The sequence below is a fragment of the Nocardioides immobilis genome (assembly GCF_003515065.1).
In the GTDB taxonomy this organism is placed as follows: Bacteria; Actinomycetota; Actinomycetes; order Propionibacteriales; family Nocardioidaceae; genus Nocardioides; species Nocardioides immobilis.
In genome coordinates this window covers 46,341-66,101 of record NZ_QXGH01000025.1, presented here as the reverse complement: position 1 = coordinate 66,101, position 19,761 = coordinate 46,341, and the positions used below count along the sequence as shown (strand labels likewise).

Below are 19,761 nucleotides of genomic sequence, written 5' to 3'. Positions count from 1 at the left end.
CTGTCGTGACCAGGACCCTTGTGGACGGGCGCCCGTCGTGGTTTGGGGTCATGGTGGGCGAGCATGATGGGGCCAGGAGCTAGGGGAGGGGAGCGCCATGGGGGCAGGATCGTCGTACGACGCGGGACCGGCCGGTGGGCCGGGTGGACTGATCGAAGGCTGCGGGTTCCCGACCTGCGAGCGCGGCTCGGTCACCGATCACGGCATGTGCGAGGTCCACCAGCGGGTGGTCGTCTCGCAGACGGGCTCCTGGCTCGAGGCAAGCTGACCCAGCTGACCCCACGCGGGGTCTACGCTGCCCGCATGGCGACCCGAGTCCGGTTCGCGAGCAGCACCGGTCCGCTGCTCGCGGGACTGATCGACGAGCCCACGGAGCCCGTGCGCGGCTGGGGGCTCTTCGTCCACGGGCTGACCCTCGGCAAGGACTGCCCGGCTGCCGCCCGGATCTGCAAGCAGCTCGCCAGCGACGGGATCGGCATGCTGCGCTACGACAACCTGGGCCTGGCGGACTCCGAGGGCGACTGGGGCAGCGGCTCGTTCACCCAGAAGGTCGCCGACACGGTCGAGGCCGCCCGGTTCCTGGCCGAGCGCGGCACGCCGATCGACCTGCTCGTCGGGCACTCGCTCGGTGGCGCCGCGGCGCTCGCAGCGGCGAGCCGGGCCGATGCCGGGGCCGTCGTGAGCATCGGCGCGCCGATCGAGCCGGCACACGCCGAGGCGCAGTACGACGCGCTGGTCGACCGGGTGCTCGCCGAGGGTGAGGCCGAGTGGCTGGTCGGAGGCAGGGCGCTGACCCTGCGCCGGTCGTTCGTCGAGGACATGCGGCGGGCCGAGCTCCGGGAGGCGATCCGGACCCTGCGCCGTCCGCTGCTGGTGATGCACTCGCCCACCGACAACACGGTCGGGATCGCCAACGCCAGCGAGATCTTCCGCACCGCCCGCCACCCCCGCAGCTTCGTGTCTCTCGAGGGCTCCGACCACCTGCTCACCAAGCCCGGTCAGGCGAAGCGGGCCGGGCGGATCATCTCCGCGTGGGCGGACCAATACCTCGGCGACTGAGCGGCACCCCGAAGAGACGTTGGGGAAGTCGGTGTCGCGTGGCACGATCCAGGGCGTGACTACGACCTCGGCCGAGAGCCAGCGGCTGCGCGACCTCGCGCTGCTGCGCCGGGTGAAGGACCGGATGGACCGCGAGTACGACCAGCCGCTCGACGTCGCCGCGCTCGCGCAGGGCGTGGGGATGTCGGCCGGTCACCTCAGCCGACAGTTCAAGGAGGCGTACGGCGAACCGCCGTACTCCTACCTGATGACCCGCCGCATCGAGCGCGCGATGACGCTGCTCCGCCGTGGCGACATGAGCGTCACCGACGTCTGCTTCGCGGTGGGCTGCTCGTCGCTCGGCACGTTCAGCACGCGGTTCACCGAGCTGGTCGGCGTCTCGCCGAGCGTCTACCGAGCCGACCCCGACCGTTCGACGGAGGGGATGATCGCCTGCGTGGCGAAGAGGGTCACCCGCCCGGTGCGGCAGCGCGGCTGAGGGCTGCGGCCTCCAGGCCGGCGGCGGCGGCCACCAGCGGATCGGCGTCGTCCGTCAGCCGTACGGCGAAGTCCCTGCCCCACTCGCGGAGGACCGCCGGCCGGTCGCCCTGCGCGAGCTGGAGGTCGACCTCTTCCTCCCAGCGATCCCGACCGGCGAGCACGGCGGACGTGAGCGGGCACACCTGGGCGAGCGAGGTCGCCGCCCAGCACCGGACCGCCCAGCGGACGACGTCCGCGCCCTCCAGGTCGGCCTCGGACCGAAGGGCCGACACGACCACCTGTTCGTAGGCATCGAGGCTCACGGCGCGACCCGCTGTCGCAGCGTCGCCACCTGGTCGACGACGGTGTCGACCCCTAGTCCCGGCACGGCCTCACCGAGCACCTCGTAGAGCACGAGGTCGAGGTTGGTCGCGTGGGCCAGTGCGACGTCGAGCAGGTCGAGGGTGCTGTCGGCGACCGGGCCGGAGTGCACGTCGAGGTGGCGACCGTCGTACCAGACTCCGCCTGCGAGGTGGATCTCGCCGACCCGCGACCAGTCGAGCTCCCCGACGAAGTCGTCGAGATCGAGGAGCCCGTTGTCGGCGTCGCACTCGAGGTTGTGGAGGTCGACGAGAAGCCGGTTGCCGGTCTCGGCTGCCAGGGTGTTGAGGAACGACGCCAGGCTCATCTCGCCGGGGCGGGCGAGCGGCGTGGCGACGTGCTCGAGCATGAGCTCGCGACCGTACGCCGCGCTCATCGTCCGCGATCGCGCGATGACGAGCTCCAAGGCCTCGTGGGTCGGCGGCAGCGCGGGCATGGTGCCGAGGAACGAGCCGTCGACCGTCGTGAAGCCGAGGTGCTCGCTGTGCCACCGCGGCGCCCGCCACGCGAACATCGTGTCGAGCAGCCGCAGGTAGTCCTCGTTCCACCCGGACGTGGTGCCGATCGAGAGGCCGATGCCGTGGTAGGTCAGCCCGACGTCCGGAGCCAGCTCGTCGAGGTCGTCGAGGAGGGCCCGGTGAGGGCGGCCGTCCCTGCCCACGAGGCAGTCGGGCAGCACCTCGACCACGTCCACGATCGGCGCCAGGGCCGCCAACAGTGCGCGAGGGCGGCCCTCGTAGGAGACGCCCAGGGCGGGCGGTCGCCCGCCCCGGGCATCGGGCTGCACGTCCGTCATCGACCGATCGTGCGTCCGAAGGACTGGTCGAACGCGGGGTTGACGACGACGTCGATGTCGCGGACCAGGTCGGGCAGCTTGTCGAGGATCGTCTGCCAGCGGACGCGGGGGTCGATCTGGAACTTCAGGTCGAAACCGTTCAGGCCGCAGCCCGGACACCCCGCAACGTCGACCGCGACCGCGATCGCGCGCTGAAGCTCGTCGAGGGAGACGTCGGACTTCACATTGAGGACGGTGGTGGTGCTGTTGGACATGTCTGCTCCTCAGGAGTTGGGCGCGCCCAGGATCGGGCGCCACCCCTAGGAGTGACGGAGGACACCCGCTGATACCGCCCGAGGGCAGGAATCTCCGACCCTGGGCGGACGTCTGCTCGACCGCACCGGGGCACGATGGACCACATGACTGACCTCAACGGACAGACCTTCCTGGTGACAGGGGCCAACACCGGCATCGGCAAGGAGACAGTGCGTGCCCTGGCCGGTCGCGGCGCCCGGATCGTGATGGCGGGGCGGTCGGAGGAGAAGAACCGCGCCGCGATGAAGGAGATCGCCGACGAGACCGGCAACACGGATCTCGACTTCATCCCGCTGGACCTGGGTGACCTGGCATCCGTGCGGTCCGCGGCGGCGACCTTCCTGGCGAGCGGTGAGCCTCTGCACGTCCTGATCAACAACGCCGGCCTGGCCGGCTCCCGTGGCATGACGCCGAGCGGTTTCGAGCTGGCCTTCGGCACCAACCACGTCGGGCCGTTCCTCTTCACCGAGCTGCTGCGCGACCACATCGTCGCCAGCGGACCGGGCCGGATCGTCAACGTCGCCAGCACCGGTCACTACCGGGCGAAGGGGATCGACTGGGACGCCGTACGGCGGCCGACGGTCACCCGCACCGCGTTCGACGAGTACTGCGTGTCCAAGCTGGCCAACGTGCTGCACGCGCAGGAGCTGGGGCGGCAGCTCCAGGGGACGGGCGTCACGACGTACTCCCTGCACCCGGGCGCGATCGCGTCGGACGTCTGGCGGGAGGTGCCGTTCGGCCTCCGTCAGGTGATGAAGCTCTTCATGAAGTCGACCGAGCAGGGTGCCCGGACGTCCCTCTACTGCGCGACTTCGCCCGACGTCGCCGGGGACACCGGCCGCTACTACGACAACCAGCGCGAGAAGGCGCCGTCGAAGGTCGTGACGCCGGAGCTGGCCGCCGAGCTGTGGGAGCGCAGCGAGAAGTGGGTCACGGAGTCCTGACGAGGACCTCGGTCGTCAGGTCCGGCGACGTAGTCGAACAGCACCGGCTCCATGACTCGGCCGCGGCCCGGGCCCGTGGTTGACTCGCCCCATGCGCAACCCGCTCGCCGTGATCACCGGGATCGTGCTGGTCCTGGCCGGTTCACTGTTCACCCTCCAGGGACTCGGGTACGTCGGCGGCAGCGCCATGACCGACGTGGAGTTCTGGGCCATCGCCGGGCCCGCGATCGCCGGCCTGGGCGTGGCGCTGGTGATCGTCGGGCTGCACAAGAACGAGCGATGACGGCCGCTCGCGAGGACTGATCAGGAATCGAGAAGCGGCGGGTCGGTGCGTCGCTCTAGCGTGGGCGCATGGACCTCAAGATCAACGCCAGCTTCCTCCCGCACTCCGACCCCGACGAGTCCCTCGCGTTCTACCGCGACGTCCTGGGCTGGGAGGTGCGCAATGACGTCGGCTACGAAGGGATGCGCTGGATCACGGTGGGCCCGGTGGGCCAGCCGGACACCAACATCGTGCTGCACCCGCCGGGTGCGACCCCCGGCCTGACGGACGACGAGCGCCGGATGCTCATCGAGCTGATGGCGAAGGGCACCTACTTCGGCGTCAACCTGGCGACGACCGACGTCGGCGACACGTTCGACACCATCCAGGCCCGGGGCGCCGAGGTGATCCAGGAGCCGATGGACCAGCCGTACGGCGTCCGCGACTGCGCGTTCCGCGATCCGGCCGGCAACGAGCTCCGCATCCAGCAGGCAAGCTGACCCCGGCTGAACCACGTCCCTGATATTCATTTGAGCCATGGCCACCCCCTCGGCTGACAGCCACGACCTGATTCGCGTCCAGGGCGCCCGCGAGAACAACCTCAAGGACGTCAACATCGAGCTGCCGAAACGACGGCTCACCGTGTTCACCGGTGTGTCCGGCTCCGGGAAGAGCTCGCTCGTGTTCGGCACCATCGCGGCCGAGTCGCAGCGGTTGATCAACGAGACGTACTCCACGTTCGTCCAGGGGTTCATGCCGTCCCTGAACCGCGCCGACTACGACGTGCTCGAGGGCATCACGCCGGCGATCGTGGTCGATCAGGAGCGGATGGGCGCCAACGCCCGGTCGACGGTCGGCACCGTGACCGACGCGAACGCGATGCTCCGGGTGCTGTTCAGCCGGCTGGGGTCGCCGTACATCGGACCGCCGACGGCCTTCTCCTTCAACGTCCCCACTCGCAAGGCCAGCGGGGTCATGTCGACCGAGAAGGCCGGCGGCAAGATCGAGAAGAACGTCGTCCGACAGGCGATCTACCTCGGCGGCATGTGTGCCGAGTGCGAGGGTCGCGGCACCATCTCCGACCTGGACCTGACGGAGATCGTCGACGAGTCGAAGTCGCTCGTCGATGGCGCGATCCTGGTGCCCGGCTACACCGCGGACGGGTGGATGGTCGCGCCGTACAAGGAGGTCGTCCCGCCCGACGTACCGGTCAAGGACCTGACCGAGGCGCAGCGCCACGACCTGCTCTACGGCGAGACCCGCAAGGTGAAGGTCGAGAAGATCAACATCACCTACGAGGGCCTGATCCCCAAGATCCGCAAGTCGATCTTCAGCAAGGACGTCGACTCGCTCCAGCCGCACATCCGGGCCTTCGTCGAGCGCGCCGCCGTCTTCGCCGCCTGCCCGAAGTGCGACGGCACCCGGCTCAACGAGTCGGCCCGGTCCTCGACGATCAAGGGGATCAACATCGCCGACGTGTGCGCGATGCAGATCAGCGATGCGGCGGAGTGGATCCGCAGCATCGACGACCCGGGCGTGGCGCCCCTGGTCGCCAACCTGCTCCACCTCTTCGACTCGTTCGTCGAGATCGGCCTCGGCTACCTGTCGCTCGACCGTCCGTCCGGCAGCCTCTCCGGCGGCGAGGCGCAGCGCACCAAGATGATCCGGCACCTCGGATCGGCGCTCACCGACGTGACCTACGTGTTCGACGAGCCCACCATCGGCCTGCACCCGCACGACATCCAGCGGATGAACAAGCTGCTGCTGAGCCTGCGCGACAAAGGCAACACGGTGCTGGTCGTCGAGCACAAGCCCGAGACGATCGCGATCGCCGACCACGTCGTCGACCTCGGCCCGGAGGCCGGTACGGCGGGGGGCTCGGTCTGCTTCGAGGGCACCGTCAAGGGCCTCCGGAAGAGCGGCACCCTCACCGGTCTCCACCTCGACCACCGGGCGCGCCTCAAGGAGGCCGTGCGGGCGGCCTCCGGCACGATCGAGATCAGGGGCGCGAACACGCACAACCTCCAGGACGTCGACGTCGACGTGCCGCTGGGGGTGCTGTGCGTCGTCACCGGCGTGGCCGGGTCCGGGAAGAGCTCGCTGATCCACGGCTCCCTGGCCAAGGGGAGAGGCGCTGCCGAAACCGACGTGGTCGTGATCGACCAGTCGGCGATCAAGGGCTCCCGGCGCAGCAACCCGGCGACGTACACCGGTCTCCTCGAGCCGATCCGCAAGGCGTTCGCGAAGGCCAACGGGGTCAAGCCGGCGCTGTTCTCCTCCAACTCGGAGGGCGCGTGCGAGTCGTGCAACGGCAACGGGATGATCTACACCGAGCTCTCCTTCATGGAGACGGTCGCGACGGTGTGCGAGGACTGTGGCGGCAAGCGGTTCCAGGCCGACGTGCTCGAGCTGCGCTTCGGCGGCCTCAACATCGCCGAGGTCCTCGACCTGCCCGTGGCCGAGGCGCACACGTTCTTCGCGGACGGTGACGCCAAGACACCGGCGGCCGCGGCGATCCTCGGCCGGATGGAGGACGTCGGACTCGGCTACCTCAAGCTGGGCCAGGCGCTCAACACCCTGTCAGGAGGCGAGCGGCAGCGGCTCAAGCTGGCGATGCACCTGTCGGACAAGGCCGGCGTCTTCGTCCTCGACGAGCCCACCAGCGGCCTGCATCTCGCGGACGTCGACAACCTGCTCGGCCTGCTGGACCGCCTCGTCGACTCCGGCAAGTCGGTCATCGTGATCGAGCACCACCAGGCCGTGATGGCGCACGCGGACTGGATCATCGACCTCGGCCCGGGCGCCGGGCACGACGGAGGCACGGTGGTCTTCGAAGGCACGCCCGCCGACCTGGTCGCGGACCGCTCCACGGTCACGGGCGAGCACCTCGCGGAGTACGTCGCCGGCTGACCGAGGCAACCGAACGGCGCGCGCCGAGCGTCGGCCGCGCTGTCGGTGGCGCGCGCAAGGATGGATCCATGAGTCGTCAGATCCAAGTCACCTTCGATGCGCACGACCCCCGGGCCCTCTCGTCGTTCTGGCGCGACGTGCTCGGCTACGTCCATCCCGCGCCCCCGGGCGTCGAGCTCGCGGAGGACGCCGATCCCTTGGCTGCGTGGGACGAGTTCCTCGAGCGCTCCGGTGTCCCGGAGGACCAGCGCAACAGTGCCTCGGCCGTCGAGGACCCCGCGGGGGAGGGGCCCCGGCTGTTCTTCCAGCGGGTCCCGGAGGACAAGGTCGCGAAGAACCGCGTGCACCTCGACGTCCGCGCGGCGCCCGGACTGGAGGGTGACGAGCGGATGGCCGCTCTCGAGGCCGAGTGCGACCGTCTGGTGGCCCTCGGAGCATCGCGTGTGGAGCGGTTCGAGCCGGCGCTGCCGATGGGATCGGGCCACATCGTGATGGTCGACCCCGAGGGCAACGAGTTCTGCCTCGACTGACCAGCGTTCCTGACCGCGTCGGCAGTCGTTCGCCCGCGGCCGTTACGGTTGCGTCCCATGACTCCGATGTCCCTGTCGCAGCAGCTGTTGAAGAAGCGGACCCGGCCCGCCGTGATCACCGACCTCGTCGAGGTGGTCCAGCAGGAGGTCGCCGCCAAGAAGGGCATGTCCGGCACCGCGCTCAAGGCCGGGTACGGCGCCGCCAACAAGGTGGTCCCGAACCTCACCGAGCGCGCTCTCAAGAAGCTGTTCCCGGACTTCGCCCGCGCGCTCGACCCGTTCTGGGCGAGCTTCCAGTCCTCGGGCGGCGGTGACTTCGGCCAGCACCTGGCCGCCCGCGGCACAGAGGTGTCGGCCGCGCTGCTGACGGTGACCGACGCCAAGGTCCAGGCCAGCGGCCGGGAGCCGGTCAAGAAGGTCTACAAGGCTCTGCGTGGCAAGGCCGAGGGCCGCGTGCAGGCGGCGCTGCCGCGGCTCGGCACGGCGCTGCAGCGGCACGCCTCAGGTGATCGGGCCCAGCGCGGCTGAGGCCGAGCCGGCCCGGACCGGCCCGTCGGGTTGTCCCGCTCATCGGCGGAGGATCACGAGTCGCTGGGTCGCTCGCGTCATCGCGACGTAGCGGTCGACAGCTCCCTCGATGCCGGTGCCGAACGCCTCCGGTTCGACCAGCACGACGAGGTCGAACTCGAGCCCCTTGGTGAGCTCGGGGCTCAGGGAGCGGACCCGCGCAGTCCCGGCGAAGGTCGGGTCGCCGACGACACACGCGATGCCCTCGCCTTCGGCGTGCTCGGTGAGCCAGGTGGTGACGATCGCGTCGAGGTCGGCAACTGACCCGTAGGTGACCGGCACGCCGCTGCTGCGGACGGAGGTCGGCACGTTGGCGTCCGGCAGGACCGCGCGGATCACCGGCTCCGCCGCCGCCATGACCTCCTCCGGGGTCCGGTAGTTGATGGTCAGCGACGCCTGGCTGATCCTGTCGAGCCCGACCCGGCCGAGGCGGTCCTCCCACGACTCGGTGAACCCGTGCCGCGCCTGCGCGCGGTCGCCGACGATGGTGAGGCTCCGCGAGGGGCAGCGGCTGAGCAGCATCTGCCACTCGGCATCGGTCAGCTCCTGGGCCTCGTCGACGACGATGTGGGCAAAGGGACCGGCAAGCGTGTCGGAGGCATCGTGGGGGAGGGCGCCCTCGTCGACGAGCGCGTCACGGATGCCGTCCTGGCGGAGCTGGGCCATCATGCCGTCTTCGTCGTCGAGCTGGAGGAGGTCCTCGACGACCCGGTCCATCCGGGCGCGCTCGGCCGCGACGGCGGCATCGTGCCGGCGCTTGCGGCGGGACGCCTCGGGGTCGCCCAGCCGCCGGTAGGCAGCGTCCAGCAGGGGGAGGTCCGCGGCGGTCCAGGCGTACGGTTCGTCGCGCTGGAGAGCGCGAACCTGGTCCGGCTCGAGCCAGGGGGCGCACCTGCGGAGGTAGGCAGGAACCGACCAGAGGTCGGCGACGAGGTCGGTCGGCTCGATCAACGGCCAGGCCCGGTTGAGGGTCTCGTTGAGGCCCCGGTGCCGCAGCAAGGAGCCGCGGACGGTCTCGGTGGGGACGTCCTCGTCGTCGTACTTGTCGACCAGGATGTCGACCAGAGCATCGCGGACCTGGTCCCGTGCCTCGTTGTGCGGCGTCCCGGGATCGGGAGCGTCGAACGCCTCTGCCCACTCGTCGGCGCTGAGCCAGAGGTCGGCCCAGGGAGTCTCGACCTCCATGCCCTGGGTCGGCGGTTCCTCGTACAGGCGGACGGCGGGCTCGATCGCCGTCATCATCAGGGCTGACGACTTCAGCCGCAGCACCTCGGGATCGGCCTCGACGCGTGCGGTCGCCCCCTCGGGCACGAGCTCGCGCAGCGTGCAGGTGCGCACGCCCTCCTCGCCGAGGCTGGGGAGCACGTCGGCGACGTAGGCGAGGTAGGGCTGGTGCGGCCCCACGAAGAGGACGCCGCCCCTGCTGTGATCGAGGCGCGGGTCGGAGTAGAGGAGGTAGGCGGTGCGGTGCAGGGCCACGACGGTCTTGCCCGTGCCCGGGCCGCCGTCGACCACCAGCGCCCCGCGCGAACCGGCCCGGATGATGGCGTCCTGATCCGCCTGGATGGTGCCGAGGACGTCCCGCATCTGCGGCGACCTGCTGGTGCCCAGGCTGGCGATGAAGGCGGACTGGTCGTCGAGCGCCGCGTGTCCTTCGAGCCCGTTCGACGAGAAGACCTCGTCCCAGAAGTCGCTGACCCGGCCCTTCGTCCAGCGATACCTGCGCCGGCTGGCCAGGCCCATCGGGTTGCCGTGGGTCGCGCCGAAGAACGGCTCGGCGGCGGGGGAGCGCCAGTCGACCAGGAGCCGGCGGCCCTCGCTGTCGGTGAGGCCGAGCCGGCCGACGTACACCGGCTCGCCCTGGTCGGCGGGGACGATCCGACCGAGGCAGAGATCGAGGGTGTAGCGGCGCAGCGTCCGGAGCCGGGCGCTGATCCGGTGGACCTCCAGGTCGCGGTCCATCGCCTCCTGGCCGGTGCCGCCCGGCGCCTTGCGCGCGGCGTCGAGCCGGTCGGTCAGCTCGGCGATCGCCTGGTCGAGGCTGGCGGCGATCGCGGAGAAGTGCTCCTCGTCGGCGGCGACGAGCGCGGGGTCTCCCTTGGCGCCCAGGTGGTCAGGAAGGGCGAAGACAGGGGTGGTCACAGGGGTCAAGTCGGCTCCGGGTCTGAGGATGATGGACGTGGAGCCGGGGATTCTGCCCCGCCTCGGGGGTCTTGCCGCAAGCCCCCTGGTGCGCTATACGTTGAGAACGGAGGGGGAGCAATCCGTTGCGAGCGCGCGGTCTCGCTGCCAGCATCTCTCCAGAACCGCCACTGCAGCCAATCCCAGCCCTGTCGAGGGCGACGAGCTCGACGTTGCCAGCCTGTGTGAGGCCTTCCAGAACACCGTCGAACGCTGCGGCGACACGATCGCGCTGCGCACACCGGGCGCGACGCAGGAGATCAGCTCAGCTGGTGGGAGTACGGCGAGCGGGTGCGCCGGCTGGCGAGCGGCCTGGCGTCCGTGGGGGTCAGGCCTGGCGACACGGTCGGCATCGCTACCGCGGCCAACCCGAGAAGACGGCCGAGACCATCGACGCCGAAGGCTGGCTACACACCGGGGACGTCGCGACGACCGACGACGACGGTTATGTCACCGCCGCCGCGTTGGCGCGGGACCCCGGGGTGCAGGCACAGGTCGCCGAGGCCGTGGAAGCTGCCAACGCGCGGCTGTCGCGCGTGGAGCAGATCAAGAAGCACCGCATCCTGGAGACGGACTGGCTGCCTGGTGGTGACGAGCTCACGCCGACGATGAAGCTGAAGCGCCGGCCGATCGGCGACAAGTACGCCGATCTGATCGAGGGGCTCTACGCCGACGCGTAGAGCCCCACCTCGACGACGCGTCAGTAGTACAGCCGGCGCGTGCCGTTGATCGGCACCAGGTTCAGGATCAGGCCGACGACGATGAGGATCGCGCCGATCGTGGTGAGCACTGGGATCCCGGCGACGAGGCCGATGACCAGCAAGACGATTCCGAGGATGACCATTTTCTGACTCCTGTCCCAAAAGCCGGCGGGGAAGGCCCGCCCCGGCAGGAATGTCAATACCCGAACTCACCGGTCGCATCCTCGGGGGAGCAGCCGAGGATGCGACCGGCGGTCGTCAGATCTGCGGGTCGAACGGCTCCGTGCCGAGGACCAGCTGGAGGCCGACGATGCCCGAGTGCGCCTGCGCGTATGCGAGCTCCCGGGACAGGTCGCCGATGTTGTTGGAGGCCGGCAGCGGTGCGAGGCCGAGGGTCGACAAGGTGCCGACCGCTCGTCCGGAGGCGTCCAGGAAGGCGCTCCCGGAGTCTCCGGGCACACCCGGGGTCACGGTGTAGAGCGGGTGCGTCCAGCCGCCGTCCGCCGGGTCCTGGCCGAGGCTGGTGCCGGTCTTCGGCGACAGCCGTTCCTCGCCGAACCGCAGGCCGGAGTTGCCGTAGCTGTAGACACGGTCACCCGCCACCGTGCCCGTGGTGTTGATGCCCACCGGGCCGCCCCAGAACGGGATCGACGGGTTCACCTTCGCGACATCGCCCGAGTTGACCTTCACCAGGGCGAAGTCGTTGTAGGCGCAGGTGTTGGCGTCGGTCTCGCCGCGCGCCTGCATGGTGTTCCACGAGGAGTAGGCGAGCGTGCCCGCGCCGACCTGCGTCCCCGAGCTGAGCAGGCTGCCGCCGCGGTTGAAGGTCACGGCCGTGCCGAGCGGAAGGGTGCCGGCGGTGCAGCCGTTGGTGTCGGTCGCAGCGCCGGTGCCGGAGCAGTGAGCTGCCTGTCCGAGGTAGACGTTGCCGGCGGTGTCGGTGAACACGAAGTTGGCGGTGCACTGGCCCGAGCCCGCGGTGTTGGTCTGGACGCCAGGAGTGATGGCGGCCGTCGCTGCCGGTGCCCAGGTGGGCGCACCCTGGGCTGCGGGGTGGGTGGTCACGGCGAAGCCGGTCGCGACCAGGCTGAGAGCGCCGACGAGAGCGAACCTACGAACCCGAGAGAACACGGTGTTGCCTTTCGGTGGGGGGGAACGAAACGAGTACGTGTTCTACAACCGCGCGGCGGCCAAATTGTCACGCAGCCAATCAGATCGACCTGATCGTGGACCTGGCCGCAGCAGCCGCAGTCCTGGCGCGCTCGCTGGCTCTCCGAGGCTGCGACGCAGTGCATTTCGCGGTGGCCGACACCCATCAGGGCGCTCAGGAGTAGTCACCTCTACTGCGACCCGGGAATGTTCGCCGATAAGTAACATTATGTCAGATTGAAGCGACAGGAGGCGGGGTGGAACGCGCTCGAGCCTCCCCTGCCGCCGTGGGGAGATCGCAGGTCACGCCGGCTGGGGGCCGGTCGTCTGGCTGGGCTCGGAGTCGATGATCACGGCGACCAGCCGGTCGATGGCGATCTGGGCATAGGCCGCCTGGAGCGCGGACTGGTCCTCGAAGCCGGTGACGCCGATGGTGATCACGTTCTTGCCGATCCGCACGTACGACTGGTGGAGGGTCAGCTCGAACTCGGCCCCCGACGAGTCGGCGAAGGTGCCCGATGCCGTGACGTTGATCTGGTCGTCGGTCGCGTCGCTGACCACCGTGTCGTCGGAGGTGATGGTCATGTCCCAGGTGTTGCCCTCGCCGTCGGTCCCGGTCACCGACGTACAAGAGCCGAGCACCGCGCTGAGCTCGTCGAACGCCTGGGCGACCACGTCGCCGTCGTCGTACGACGACGCGCTGCTGGTGATCTGCGGAGCGCCCGTGTCGCCGTAGCCGTACTCGACGCCGTGATCGGCGACCTCCAGCGGGTCGAGGTCGTCGCTGATCGCCTCGATCTCGCCGAAGCAGCCGGGCGCGTCGCTGTCCTCGTCGGACTCGTCCGGTCTGACGATCCAGCCGTCGCCGAGGTTCTCCGGCGTCAGCACGACGACTTCGAGCTGCTCCTGGGTCAGAGCCGGCCCGGAGTCGTCCGCTGCGTCGTCAGTCTGGTCGTCACCCTGGTCGTCACCCTGGTCGTCGATGGGGTTGCCGTCGGTGTCGACGGTGACGGTCTCGGTCTCCTGCGGCTCCGCCTCTCCCCCGTCGTCACCACAGCCAACGACGAGCAGGCAGACCAGGGCGAGGGAACCGGCCGTTGTCAGGAGACGGCGGGTACGGCGGGCGGGGACATGCTTCACGAGGGACCTCCAGTTGGGCGGGACCTCCGGATACTTCCACCGGGCGCCCCGGCGCCAACCGCGAGGCGCCGTAAATCGTTCTCAGGGAGGATGGTCGTATGCGTTCTGCGCTCGCCACCACCGCCCGCCGCCTCCACCACTTCGTGGAGCCGGTCGCACTGGTGACCTACCAGGCCGACGAGCCGACAGAGGCGCTGATGGCGCTCGGCCTCCGGAACGTCTGGGACTGCTACTTCGCCGGACGCGCCGCCCCACTGGGCCGGGTCCCGGCCGAGGTGGTCCACGCCGCCTTCTACAACTTCGCCGAGGGCGAGGTCGCGCGCCACCTCCCGCGGGTCTGGGACCTGACGACTCCTGAGGAGGCGATCGCCGCTCGCCAGCAGGGCAGCGTGGCGGCCCTGCGGCGGATCCTCGGCGACCTCGCCGACTCACCCGCAGTCGAACGCGCCGCCGACGTCCTCACCACGGCAGCGACCAGCGCCTCGACGGAGGGAAGGATCATGTACGCCGCGCTCCGGACGCTCGCCGTGCCCGAGCAGCCGATGGCCCGCCTCTGGCACGCGGCCACCCTGCTCCGCGAGCATCGTGGGGACGGTCATGTCGCAGCGCTGCTGACCGCGGGAATCGGCGGCCTGGAGGCCCATGTGCTGCACGCCCTGTCGGAGGGCATCCCCGCGGAGAGGTTCGGCAGGATCCATCACCTTCCCGCGTCCCGGCTGGACGCGCTGGTCGACGGGATGCGGGACCGCGGCCTCGTCGGCCCCGCCGGCTGGCTCAGCGTCGCCGGCCGGGAGACCAAGGAGCACATCGAGGCGCGCACCGACGAGCTCGCCGCGCCGGCGTACCACGTCCTGGAGCGGGCCGAGCTCGACCAGCTCGTCAGGGACCTCGAGCCCCTCTCCACCGTGCTCATCGCGGCCGGCTCCCGCTAGGCCGCAGCGTCCGATGATGACCTCGGACGTTGACGGGCTGACCTCCAGATTGCGAGCGTCGGCTCCATGACGACGACGCACGCGCCCGCACTCACCAAGCCGCTGCTCGCCATGGCCGTCGGACGGATCGCGCTCGGGGCCGCATCCGTGGCAGCGCCGGGCGCGATGGCCAGGACCTTCGGGACACAGAGATCCGCGGAGCTCGACTACATGACGCGGGTCTTCGGGGCGCGCGCGGTCGCGCTGGGTACGGCGTACCTCCTGGCCGGTCCGGACGAACGCACCCGCCTGCAGCGGCTGTGCGTGGGCGTCGACGTCTCGGACACGGTCTCGGGACTCTCGGAGCTGGTCAGGAGCAGCGGACCGACGCGTCGCAGCCTCGCCATGGCGGTCCTGGTCACGGGGCCGTACGCCGCCGTCGGCCTCGCCCGACTCCTGACGGATCTCCGGCAACGCGCCTGATCGTCGTAGCGATCTAGGCTGGAGAGATGAGCACGCATGAGGAGCACGCCAGCGTCCGCTACCTCGTCGACGACGTGGAGGCCGCGGTCGCGTTCTACACCACGCACCTGGGCTTCAGCCTCGAGATGAGCGCCGGCGGCGCCTTCGCCGACGTACGACGCGGTCCCCTGCGGCTGCTGCTGTCCGGAGCCGCCAGCTCGGGAGCGAAGGCGACCCCGACCGATCGCGCCGGCTCCCCTGGCCGGAACCGGATCCACCTGGTCGTCGACGACCTCGAGGGCGAGGTGGCCCGTCTGGGCGACGCGGGCCTGACCTTCGTCAGTGACCTGGTCTCCGGCCCTGGCGGCAGCCAGGTCCTGCTGGCCGACCCTGCCGGCAACCTGGTCGAGATCTTCCAGCCCGCACAGCGGGAATGACATAACGTCACACCGGTCAGAGCTGCTGGAGCGCCGGCAGCACCTCGGCGCAGACCTGCTCCGTCCACGCCACCGGGTCCTCCCCGTGGACCATGACGGTGACCAGCTCGATGCCGAGCGCGGCGTACTCCCCCATCAACGCGACGAATCCCTCGACGTCCAGCAGCGGGTCGAAGGACTCGAAGATCATCGTCTTCCGGATCGCGTCGTAGTCGCTCCCGACCGACTCGCAGTGGTCGCGCAGCACCATCAGCTTGTGCGCCATGACCTCCGGCGAGAGGCCGAAGATGTTGCAGGCCTGGGCGTACTGCGCCACCATCCGGAGCGTCTTCTTCTCCCCTGCGCCACCGATCATGATCGGCGGGTGTGGCTGCGCGACGGCCGGCGGCACGCAGATCGTCTCGGCGAGGCGGAAATGCGCGCCGTCGTACGGTCCCTCGTCTTCGCTCCACATCTGCAGGCAGATCTGCAGGGTCTCCTCGAGTCGCTCGAAGCGCTCGGCCGTCGGCGGGAAGGGTACGCCGAGGCCGCGATGCTCGCGTTCGTACCAACCGGCGCCGATCCCGAGCATCGCCCGCCCGCCGGACAGCCGGTCCAGCGTGGTGACGGTCTTCGCCAGCAGCCCGGGATGACGGTACGTCGCCCCCGTCACCAACGCGCTGAGCCGCACCCGTTCGGTAACGGCCGCGACGTGCGCCAGGCTCAGGTAGGCCTCCAGCATCGGCGCGGACGGGCCGCCGAAGTTCTCCATCTGGAACCAGTGGTCCATGACGGTGAACAGCTCCGCTCCCCCGGCGTCCGCCGCCCGGGCCGTGCCGACCAGGTGCTCGGTCAGGCGGTCGTCCCAGCCGGCAAAGGAGAAGTTCGCGTAGTGAACACCGAGTTCCACAGGGCCACCGTACGCGGACCGCAACGACGCGTTGTCTACGATGCCCGACATGCGCTCACGCCCCTTCGCCCGTCCGGCTCTCGCCGCCGCGTCCCTCGCCCTCGTTCTCGGACTCGCCGGCTGCGGCGAGGAGGACCCTGAGAGCGACGCCCGCGACGACACGTCGCCCAGCGAGACGTCCGAGTCCACGGAGACCGCCGGCTCCCCCACCGAGACGGCCACGGTCACGGAGACGGGCGCGGCCGACGGTTCCTGCGAGTACGTCCCCGACGGCACCGACGCGGGTGTGGAGCTGCCCCCCGCCGACCCGACGACCAGCGGTGAGGTCGGCGTGACGATCGAGACCACGATCGGCGAGTTCCACCTCACCCTCGACGGTGACCGCACCCCGTGCACCACCAACTCGTTCGCATCGCTGGTCGAGCAGGGGTTCTACGACGACACGACCTGCCACCGGATGACGGTGAGCCAGGGCTTCGAGGTGCTCCAGTGCGGTGACCCGACGGGCACCGGCAGCGGCGGCCCGGGCTACACGATCCCGGCGGAGTTCGACGGCAGCGAGACCTATCCGGCCGGCACCCTCGCCATGGCCCGGGCGACCGACCCCAACAGCGGCGGCTCGCAGTTCTTCATCTGCTACGGCGAGACCCTGCTCAGCCCGGAGTACACCGTGTTCGGCACCGTCGACCAGGCCACCATCGACGCGATCGCGACGGCGGCCGAGGCCGGCGTCACCCCGCAGATGGGTCCGGAGGACGGCAGCCCGAAGACCGAGATCACGTTCGAGACGGCGACGCTCGACTGATCACAGCGGTCCCCCAGCGTCACAGGGCCGGGAACGTCACGCCGCTCAGCCTCTCCGAGACCTCCCACAGCCGCCGGGCGGTGGCCTCGTCCCGGGCGGCCGGGCTGCGCCGGGCCGCTGACGGCCAGCCGTGCAGCTCGAGCCGGCCGTGCGGCCCGATGTAGGTGTCGCCGGGGATGTCCATCGTCGCGGCGTAGACGGTGCAGAGCGCGCCGCGCCAGGCGGGCATGCTCACCAGCCGCTGGCCGTGGTAGCCGATCCAGGTCTTGATCGGGTGGCCCGAGCCGCCGGTGATGTTGGTGGCGGACGCGCCCGGGTGCGCCCCGACCGCCCGGACGTCCGACCCGGCGGCGGTCAGCCGGCGCTGCAGCTCGGACATGAAGAGCAGGTCGGCCAGCTTGGACTGGGCATAGGCGGCGAAGGCGCCGTACGGCCGGCTCTCCCAGGTCAGGTCGTCGAGATCGAGCCTGCCGCGCCGGTGCTCGCGTGAGCTGGTCACCACGACCCGGTCCCGGATCCGCGGCAGCAGCAGGTTCGTCAGTGCGAAGTGGCCGAGGTGGTTGGTCGCGAAGTGGGTCTCCACGCCGTCGACGGTGAGGCCGAACGGGGCGCCCAGGACACCAGCGTTGTTGATGAGCACGTCGATGCCGTCGTACTCCACCAGGAGCGCGTCGGCGAACGACCGCACCGACCCGAGGTCCGCGACGTCGAGGCGGCGTACGACGACCCGGCCGGCGTCGTGGCCGGGCACCTGGCGCGCGGCGGCCTCACCCTTCTCCAGGTTTCGGCAGGCGAGCACCAGTTCGGCTCCGCGGGATCCGAGGATCCGTGCGGCTTGGAGGCCGACGCCGCTGTTGGCCCCGGTGATCACGAACCGTCGCCCCCGTTGGGGCGGCACGGCAGTCCACGGTCGCATGGCGCACAGGCTTCCACACCCGGCGCCATGCGACCGCACTTCGACAAGCTCGGCGACCCGAGATGCCTACCTCACGACGATGTCGACGAACTTCCCGCCGTTGACCACCAGGTCCACCGGAGCGGTGACGACCGACGTGCGGAGCTGACGCGCACCGCGACCGATGCGTGCCGTGGCCTCGACCTGGTCGTTGCGGATCGCTCCGTCGACCACTTCGAGCGCGTCCTCGAAGGTGTCGGCACCGAAGACCTCCTCCGCCAGCTGCGACTCGTTGCCACCGAACAGCGACACGCTGCCCCGGGTGTCGCGGAGCCGTCGCGGGACGTCGATCCTGACCGGGACGGTCGTCGTGCCGTCGGCCGAGGCCAGGGTGACGCGCAGCCGCAGCGTGCTGCCCGCTGCGACCTGGGCTGCCCGGCGGCCGACGTTGAACCAGCGGGCGCCGCGGCGCTGCTCGACCTTGCGGATCGTGTAGCTGTCGGCGTCGGAGCTGAGATCGGCGGTGCTGCTCACCGAGGTGATCTCGACGCCCGGGAACTGCCCGAGCACGTAGACCAGGTCGGCCAGCGGGAAGGATGCCTCGTAGGACAGGTCGAACGAGGACTGGATGCGGTCCTCGAACTCGATCGCGAACGGAGCCCCCGTCGGATCGGTGCCCTCGACCATCCAGGTCTGGACCTCCGAGCCGTCACCGATCTGGTCGAAGACCCGGTCGTGGTTGCCGAGAGAGCCGGCGAAGACGGTGCCGGCGAGAGCCTCAGGCACCAGGACGTCGGTCGCGCCGACCCGGTTCCGGCCCCCGAAGGTGACCTCGGAGGTGTACGGCGTCGCGGCCGGCACAGCGCCGAGACTGCCCGAGATGCCCGTGAGCCGGTCGTCGGTGATCGTGCCCGAGAGCGTGCCGATGTTCGCCAGCTTGAACGGCACGCCGAGCGGGTCCTCCTGGACGTAGATCGCGTTCGCGGCGGCCAGCCCGTAGCTCGACGGACCGGCGAAGCGCATCGGGTGGCCGAAGCCCACGAGCCGGCCGTCGCACACCGACGTCACGGTGCCGACGCCGGCCGCGGTGATGTCGCCGAGCGACAGCGCCGCGGCGAGGTTGCCGCCGGCGATCAGCGTCTCGGGCTCCGCGGCGGCCGGGTTGGCACGGCCGATGCTCACGGCGTTGGGGGTGAGGTACGGCCGGGCCTGGGGACCATCGAGCCGGTCGGGAGCCACGCCGCTGATCCCCATCGGCACCGGGAGGTGTCGGAAGCCCTGCTCGGCCTGGGCGACGGTGCCCTCCCCCGTCGCCGCGATCGCCCGGGCGTCGGAGCGGGTGACGTCGACCGTGCGCGCGGCCGGCGGAGCCGCCAGGTAGTCGTCCATGTCCTCGAACGGCGTCACGCCGGCGACCGGCGTGGTGCCCCAGGCCAGTCCGTAGGCGACGGCCCCGATCAGGTCGCCCGTCGCGTCGTCGTAGACCGGCGAGCCGGACATGCCCTGCCAGATGCCGCCCGCGTCCTGGAGGGCCGGCGAGTCGAGCCGCATCATGATCATGTCGACGCCGGGCGCGATGCCGTCCTCGAGGACGCCGAGGACCTCACCGGTGAACGTTTCGGGCGTGGTGCCGCTGCTCACCGTCAGGCCGTGGACCGTCTGGCCGTCCACGAGGTCGGCGACCGGGAACGCGGTCGCGCAGTCGGGAGCCGGGTCGGCGGCATGGGCGGTGCTGTGGGCCAGCACCGGAGCGAGTGAGGCCAACCCGAGCGCCAGTGCGGCCGGGCCTACGAATCGTGACATCTGTGTCTGTCCTCCCGAATGATGACCGCGCGGGGGTCACGCGGTCTTGCCAGGTGTGACGCACTGGCTGGTCGAAACGTTGCCTCGAACCGGGCCCAGTCTGGGTCCTGGTGGCGCGCCGGGGGCGCTCTTTGACGAGAGACGAGGCAATTCGTCGGAAGGCGACGCTCGCCCGGGTCCACGAGC

Annotated in this window: 24 protein-coding genes; 14 read left to right on the top strand and 10 right to left on the bottom strand. The window is 70.5% G+C overall.

The genetic code is table 11. From position 1 onward, the window contains the following. Window positions 1-97 precede the first annotated feature (97 nt). Genes D0Z08_RS32255 through D0Z08_RS20155 form a run of 3 tightly spaced genes read left to right on the top strand, consistent with a single transcriptional unit; the run spans window position 98 to window position 1,537 of the window. A complete protein-coding gene (locus D0Z08_RS32255; RefSeq protein WP_182481404.1) occupies window positions 98-268 on the top strand; it encodes a hypothetical protein in 171 nt (56 codons plus the stop codon). Window positions 269-303: 35 nt separating this feature from the next. Further along, on the top strand, window positions 304-1,059 hold the full coding sequence (locus D0Z08_RS20160) for an alpha/beta hydrolase family protein (RefSeq protein ID WP_118927061.1): 756 nt from the start codon (window positions 304-306) through the stop codon (window positions 1,057-1,059). Window positions 1,060-1,114: 55 nt separating this feature from the next. Beyond that, window positions 1,115-1,537, top strand: coding sequence for a helix-turn-helix transcriptional regulator (locus D0Z08_RS20155; protein ID WP_182481403.1), 423 nt, complete (start codon window positions 1,115-1,117; stop codon window positions 1,535-1,537). On the opposite strand, the gene D0Z08_RS20150 is transcribed toward D0Z08_RS20155, so the two are convergent. The 3 genes from D0Z08_RS20150 to D0Z08_RS20140 are packed head-to-tail and all read right to left on the bottom strand — an operon-like array spanning window position 1,509 to window position 2,949. Further along, window positions 1,509-1,841: a hypothetical protein gene (locus D0Z08_RS20150; protein WP_118927060.1), complete on the bottom strand. Its 333-nt coding sequence runs from the start codon at window positions 1,839-1,841 to the stop codon at window positions 1,509-1,511. The two genes, D0Z08_RS20155 and D0Z08_RS20150, sit on opposite strands and share 29 nt — an antisense overlap. After that, window positions 1,838-2,695, bottom strand: a complete 858-nt coding sequence (locus D0Z08_RS20145; protein WP_118927059.1) for an MbnB/TglH/ChrH family RiPP precursor modification enzyme — start codon at window positions 2,693-2,695, stop codon at window positions 1,838-1,840. The genes D0Z08_RS20150 and D0Z08_RS20145 overlap by 4 nt, the downstream gene beginning before the upstream one ends. After that, on the bottom strand, window positions 2,692-2,949 hold the full coding sequence (locus D0Z08_RS20140; RefSeq protein ID WP_118927058.1) for a hypothetical protein: 258 nt from the start codon (window positions 2,947-2,949) through the stop codon (window positions 2,692-2,694). The genes D0Z08_RS20145 and D0Z08_RS20140 overlap by 4 nt, the downstream gene beginning before the upstream one ends. Before the next feature lie 144 nt (window positions 2,950-3,093). On the opposite strand from D0Z08_RS20140, the gene D0Z08_RS20135 reads away from it, so the two are divergent. The 6 genes from D0Z08_RS20135 to D0Z08_RS20110 all read left to right on the top strand — a co-directional run bounded on the left by D0Z08_RS20135 (window position 3,094) and on the right by D0Z08_RS20110 (window position 8,163). Next, a complete protein-coding gene (locus D0Z08_RS20135) occupies window positions 3,094-3,933 on the top strand; it encodes an SDR family oxidoreductase (protein WP_182481402.1) in 840 nt (279 codons plus the stop codon). Between the two features lie 91 nt (window positions 3,934-4,024). Next, a complete protein-coding gene (locus D0Z08_RS20130) occupies window positions 4,025-4,216 on the top strand; it encodes a hypothetical protein (protein ID WP_118927056.1) in 192 nt (63 codons plus the stop codon). Between the two features lie 68 nt (window positions 4,217-4,284). Continuing rightward, window positions 4,285-4,695, top strand: coding sequence for a VOC family protein (locus D0Z08_RS20125; RefSeq protein WP_118927055.1), 411 nt, complete (start codon window positions 4,285-4,287; stop codon window positions 4,693-4,695). Window positions 4,696-4,732: 37 nt separating this feature from the next. Further along, a complete protein-coding gene (locus D0Z08_RS20120) occupies window positions 4,733-7,105 on the top strand; it encodes an ATP-binding cassette domain-containing protein (RefSeq protein WP_118927054.1) in 2,373 nt (790 codons plus the stop codon). A 68-nt stretch (window positions 7,106-7,173) separates the two neighbouring features. Continuing rightward, the gene (locus tag D0Z08_RS20115; RefSeq protein WP_118927053.1) at window positions 7,174-7,635 is read left to right on the top strand and encodes a VOC family protein; all 462 of its coding nucleotides are present in this window, start codon (window positions 7,174-7,176) and stop codon (window positions 7,633-7,635) included. 57 nt (window positions 7,636-7,692) lie between these two features. After that, window positions 7,693-8,163, top strand: coding sequence for a DUF6918 family protein (locus tag D0Z08_RS20110; protein WP_220454267.1), 471 nt, complete (start codon window positions 7,693-7,695; stop codon window positions 8,161-8,163). Window positions 8,164-8,202: 39 nt separating this feature from the next. Here D0Z08_RS20110 and helR read toward each other — a convergent pair whose 3' ends face one another. After that, complete coding sequence (gene helR, locus D0Z08_RS20105) at window positions 8,203-10,353, bottom strand: RNA polymerase recycling motor ATPase HelR (RefSeq protein ID WP_118927051.1); 2,151 nt, start codon at window positions 10,351-10,353, stop codon at window positions 8,203-8,205. A 243-nt stretch (window positions 10,354-10,596) separates the two neighbouring features. On the opposite strand from helR, the gene D0Z08_RS33475 reads away from it, so the two are divergent. Next, the gene (locus tag D0Z08_RS33475; RefSeq protein WP_425454068.1) at window positions 10,597-10,995 is read left to right on the top strand and encodes a hypothetical protein; all 399 of its coding nucleotides are present in this window, start codon (window positions 10,597-10,599) and stop codon (window positions 10,993-10,995) included. Window positions 10,996-11,083: 88 nt separating this feature from the next. Here the strand turns inward: D0Z08_RS33475 and D0Z08_RS32250 are convergent, their stop codons facing one another. From D0Z08_RS32250 to D0Z08_RS20090, 3 genes are all read right to left on the bottom strand, one after another. Then, window positions 11,084-11,227 (bottom strand): hypothetical protein, encoded by a 144-nt coding sequence (locus tag D0Z08_RS32250; protein WP_182481401.1) that lies wholly within the window; start codon window positions 11,225-11,227, stop codon window positions 11,084-11,086. A 115-nt stretch (window positions 11,228-11,342) separates the two neighbouring features. Then, window positions 11,343-12,215, bottom strand: a complete 873-nt coding sequence (locus D0Z08_RS20095) for a chymotrypsin family serine protease (RefSeq protein ID WP_118927049.1) — start codon at window positions 12,213-12,215, stop codon at window positions 11,343-11,345. A 321-nt stretch (window positions 12,216-12,536) separates the two neighbouring features. Next, entirely contained in the window at window positions 12,537-13,373 is an 837-nt protein-coding gene (locus D0Z08_RS20090; RefSeq protein WP_118927048.1) for a sensor domain-containing protein, read from the bottom strand. 98 nt (window positions 13,374-13,471) lie between these two features. On the opposite strand from D0Z08_RS20090, the gene D0Z08_RS20085 reads away from it, so the two are divergent. From D0Z08_RS20085 to D0Z08_RS20075, 3 genes are all read left to right on the top strand, one after another. Beyond that, on the top strand, window positions 13,472-14,305 hold the full coding sequence (locus D0Z08_RS20085) for an SCO6745 family protein (protein ID WP_118927047.1): 834 nt from the start codon (window positions 13,472-13,474) through the stop codon (window positions 14,303-14,305). A 66-nt stretch (window positions 14,306-14,371) separates the two neighbouring features. Beyond that, on the top strand, window positions 14,372-14,767 hold the full coding sequence (locus D0Z08_RS20080) for a hypothetical protein (RefSeq protein WP_118927046.1): 396 nt from the start codon (window positions 14,372-14,374) through the stop codon (window positions 14,765-14,767). 26 nt (window positions 14,768-14,793) lie between these two features. Then, the gene (locus D0Z08_RS20075) at window positions 14,794-15,183 is read left to right on the top strand and encodes a VOC family protein (protein WP_118927045.1); all 390 of its coding nucleotides are present in this window, start codon (window positions 14,794-14,796) and stop codon (window positions 15,181-15,183) included. A gap of 16 nt (window positions 15,184-15,199) precedes the next feature. On the opposite strand, the gene D0Z08_RS20070 is transcribed toward D0Z08_RS20075, so the two are convergent. Then, on the bottom strand, window positions 15,200-16,072 hold the full coding sequence (locus D0Z08_RS20070; protein ID WP_220454266.1) for an LLM class F420-dependent oxidoreductase: 873 nt from the start codon (window positions 16,070-16,072) through the stop codon (window positions 15,200-15,202). Between the two features lie 49 nt (window positions 16,073-16,121). Here D0Z08_RS20070 and D0Z08_RS20065 point away from each other — a divergent pair, with 49 nt between their 5' ends. Beyond that, entirely contained in the window at window positions 16,122-16,877 is a 756-nt protein-coding gene (locus tag D0Z08_RS20065) for a peptidylprolyl isomerase (RefSeq protein WP_118927128.1), read from the top strand. 19 nt (window positions 16,878-16,896) lie between these two features. Here D0Z08_RS20065 and D0Z08_RS20060 read toward each other — a convergent pair whose 3' ends face one another. Continuing rightward, entirely contained in the window at window positions 16,897-17,793 is an 897-nt protein-coding gene (locus D0Z08_RS20060; protein ID WP_118927043.1) for an oxidoreductase, read from the bottom strand. 66 nt (window positions 17,794-17,859) lie between these two features. After that, a complete protein-coding gene (locus D0Z08_RS20055) occupies window positions 17,860-19,575 on the bottom strand; it encodes a SpoIVB peptidase S55 domain-containing protein (protein WP_118927042.1) in 1,716 nt (571 codons plus the stop codon). Window positions 19,576-19,761: the final 186 nt, after the last annotated feature.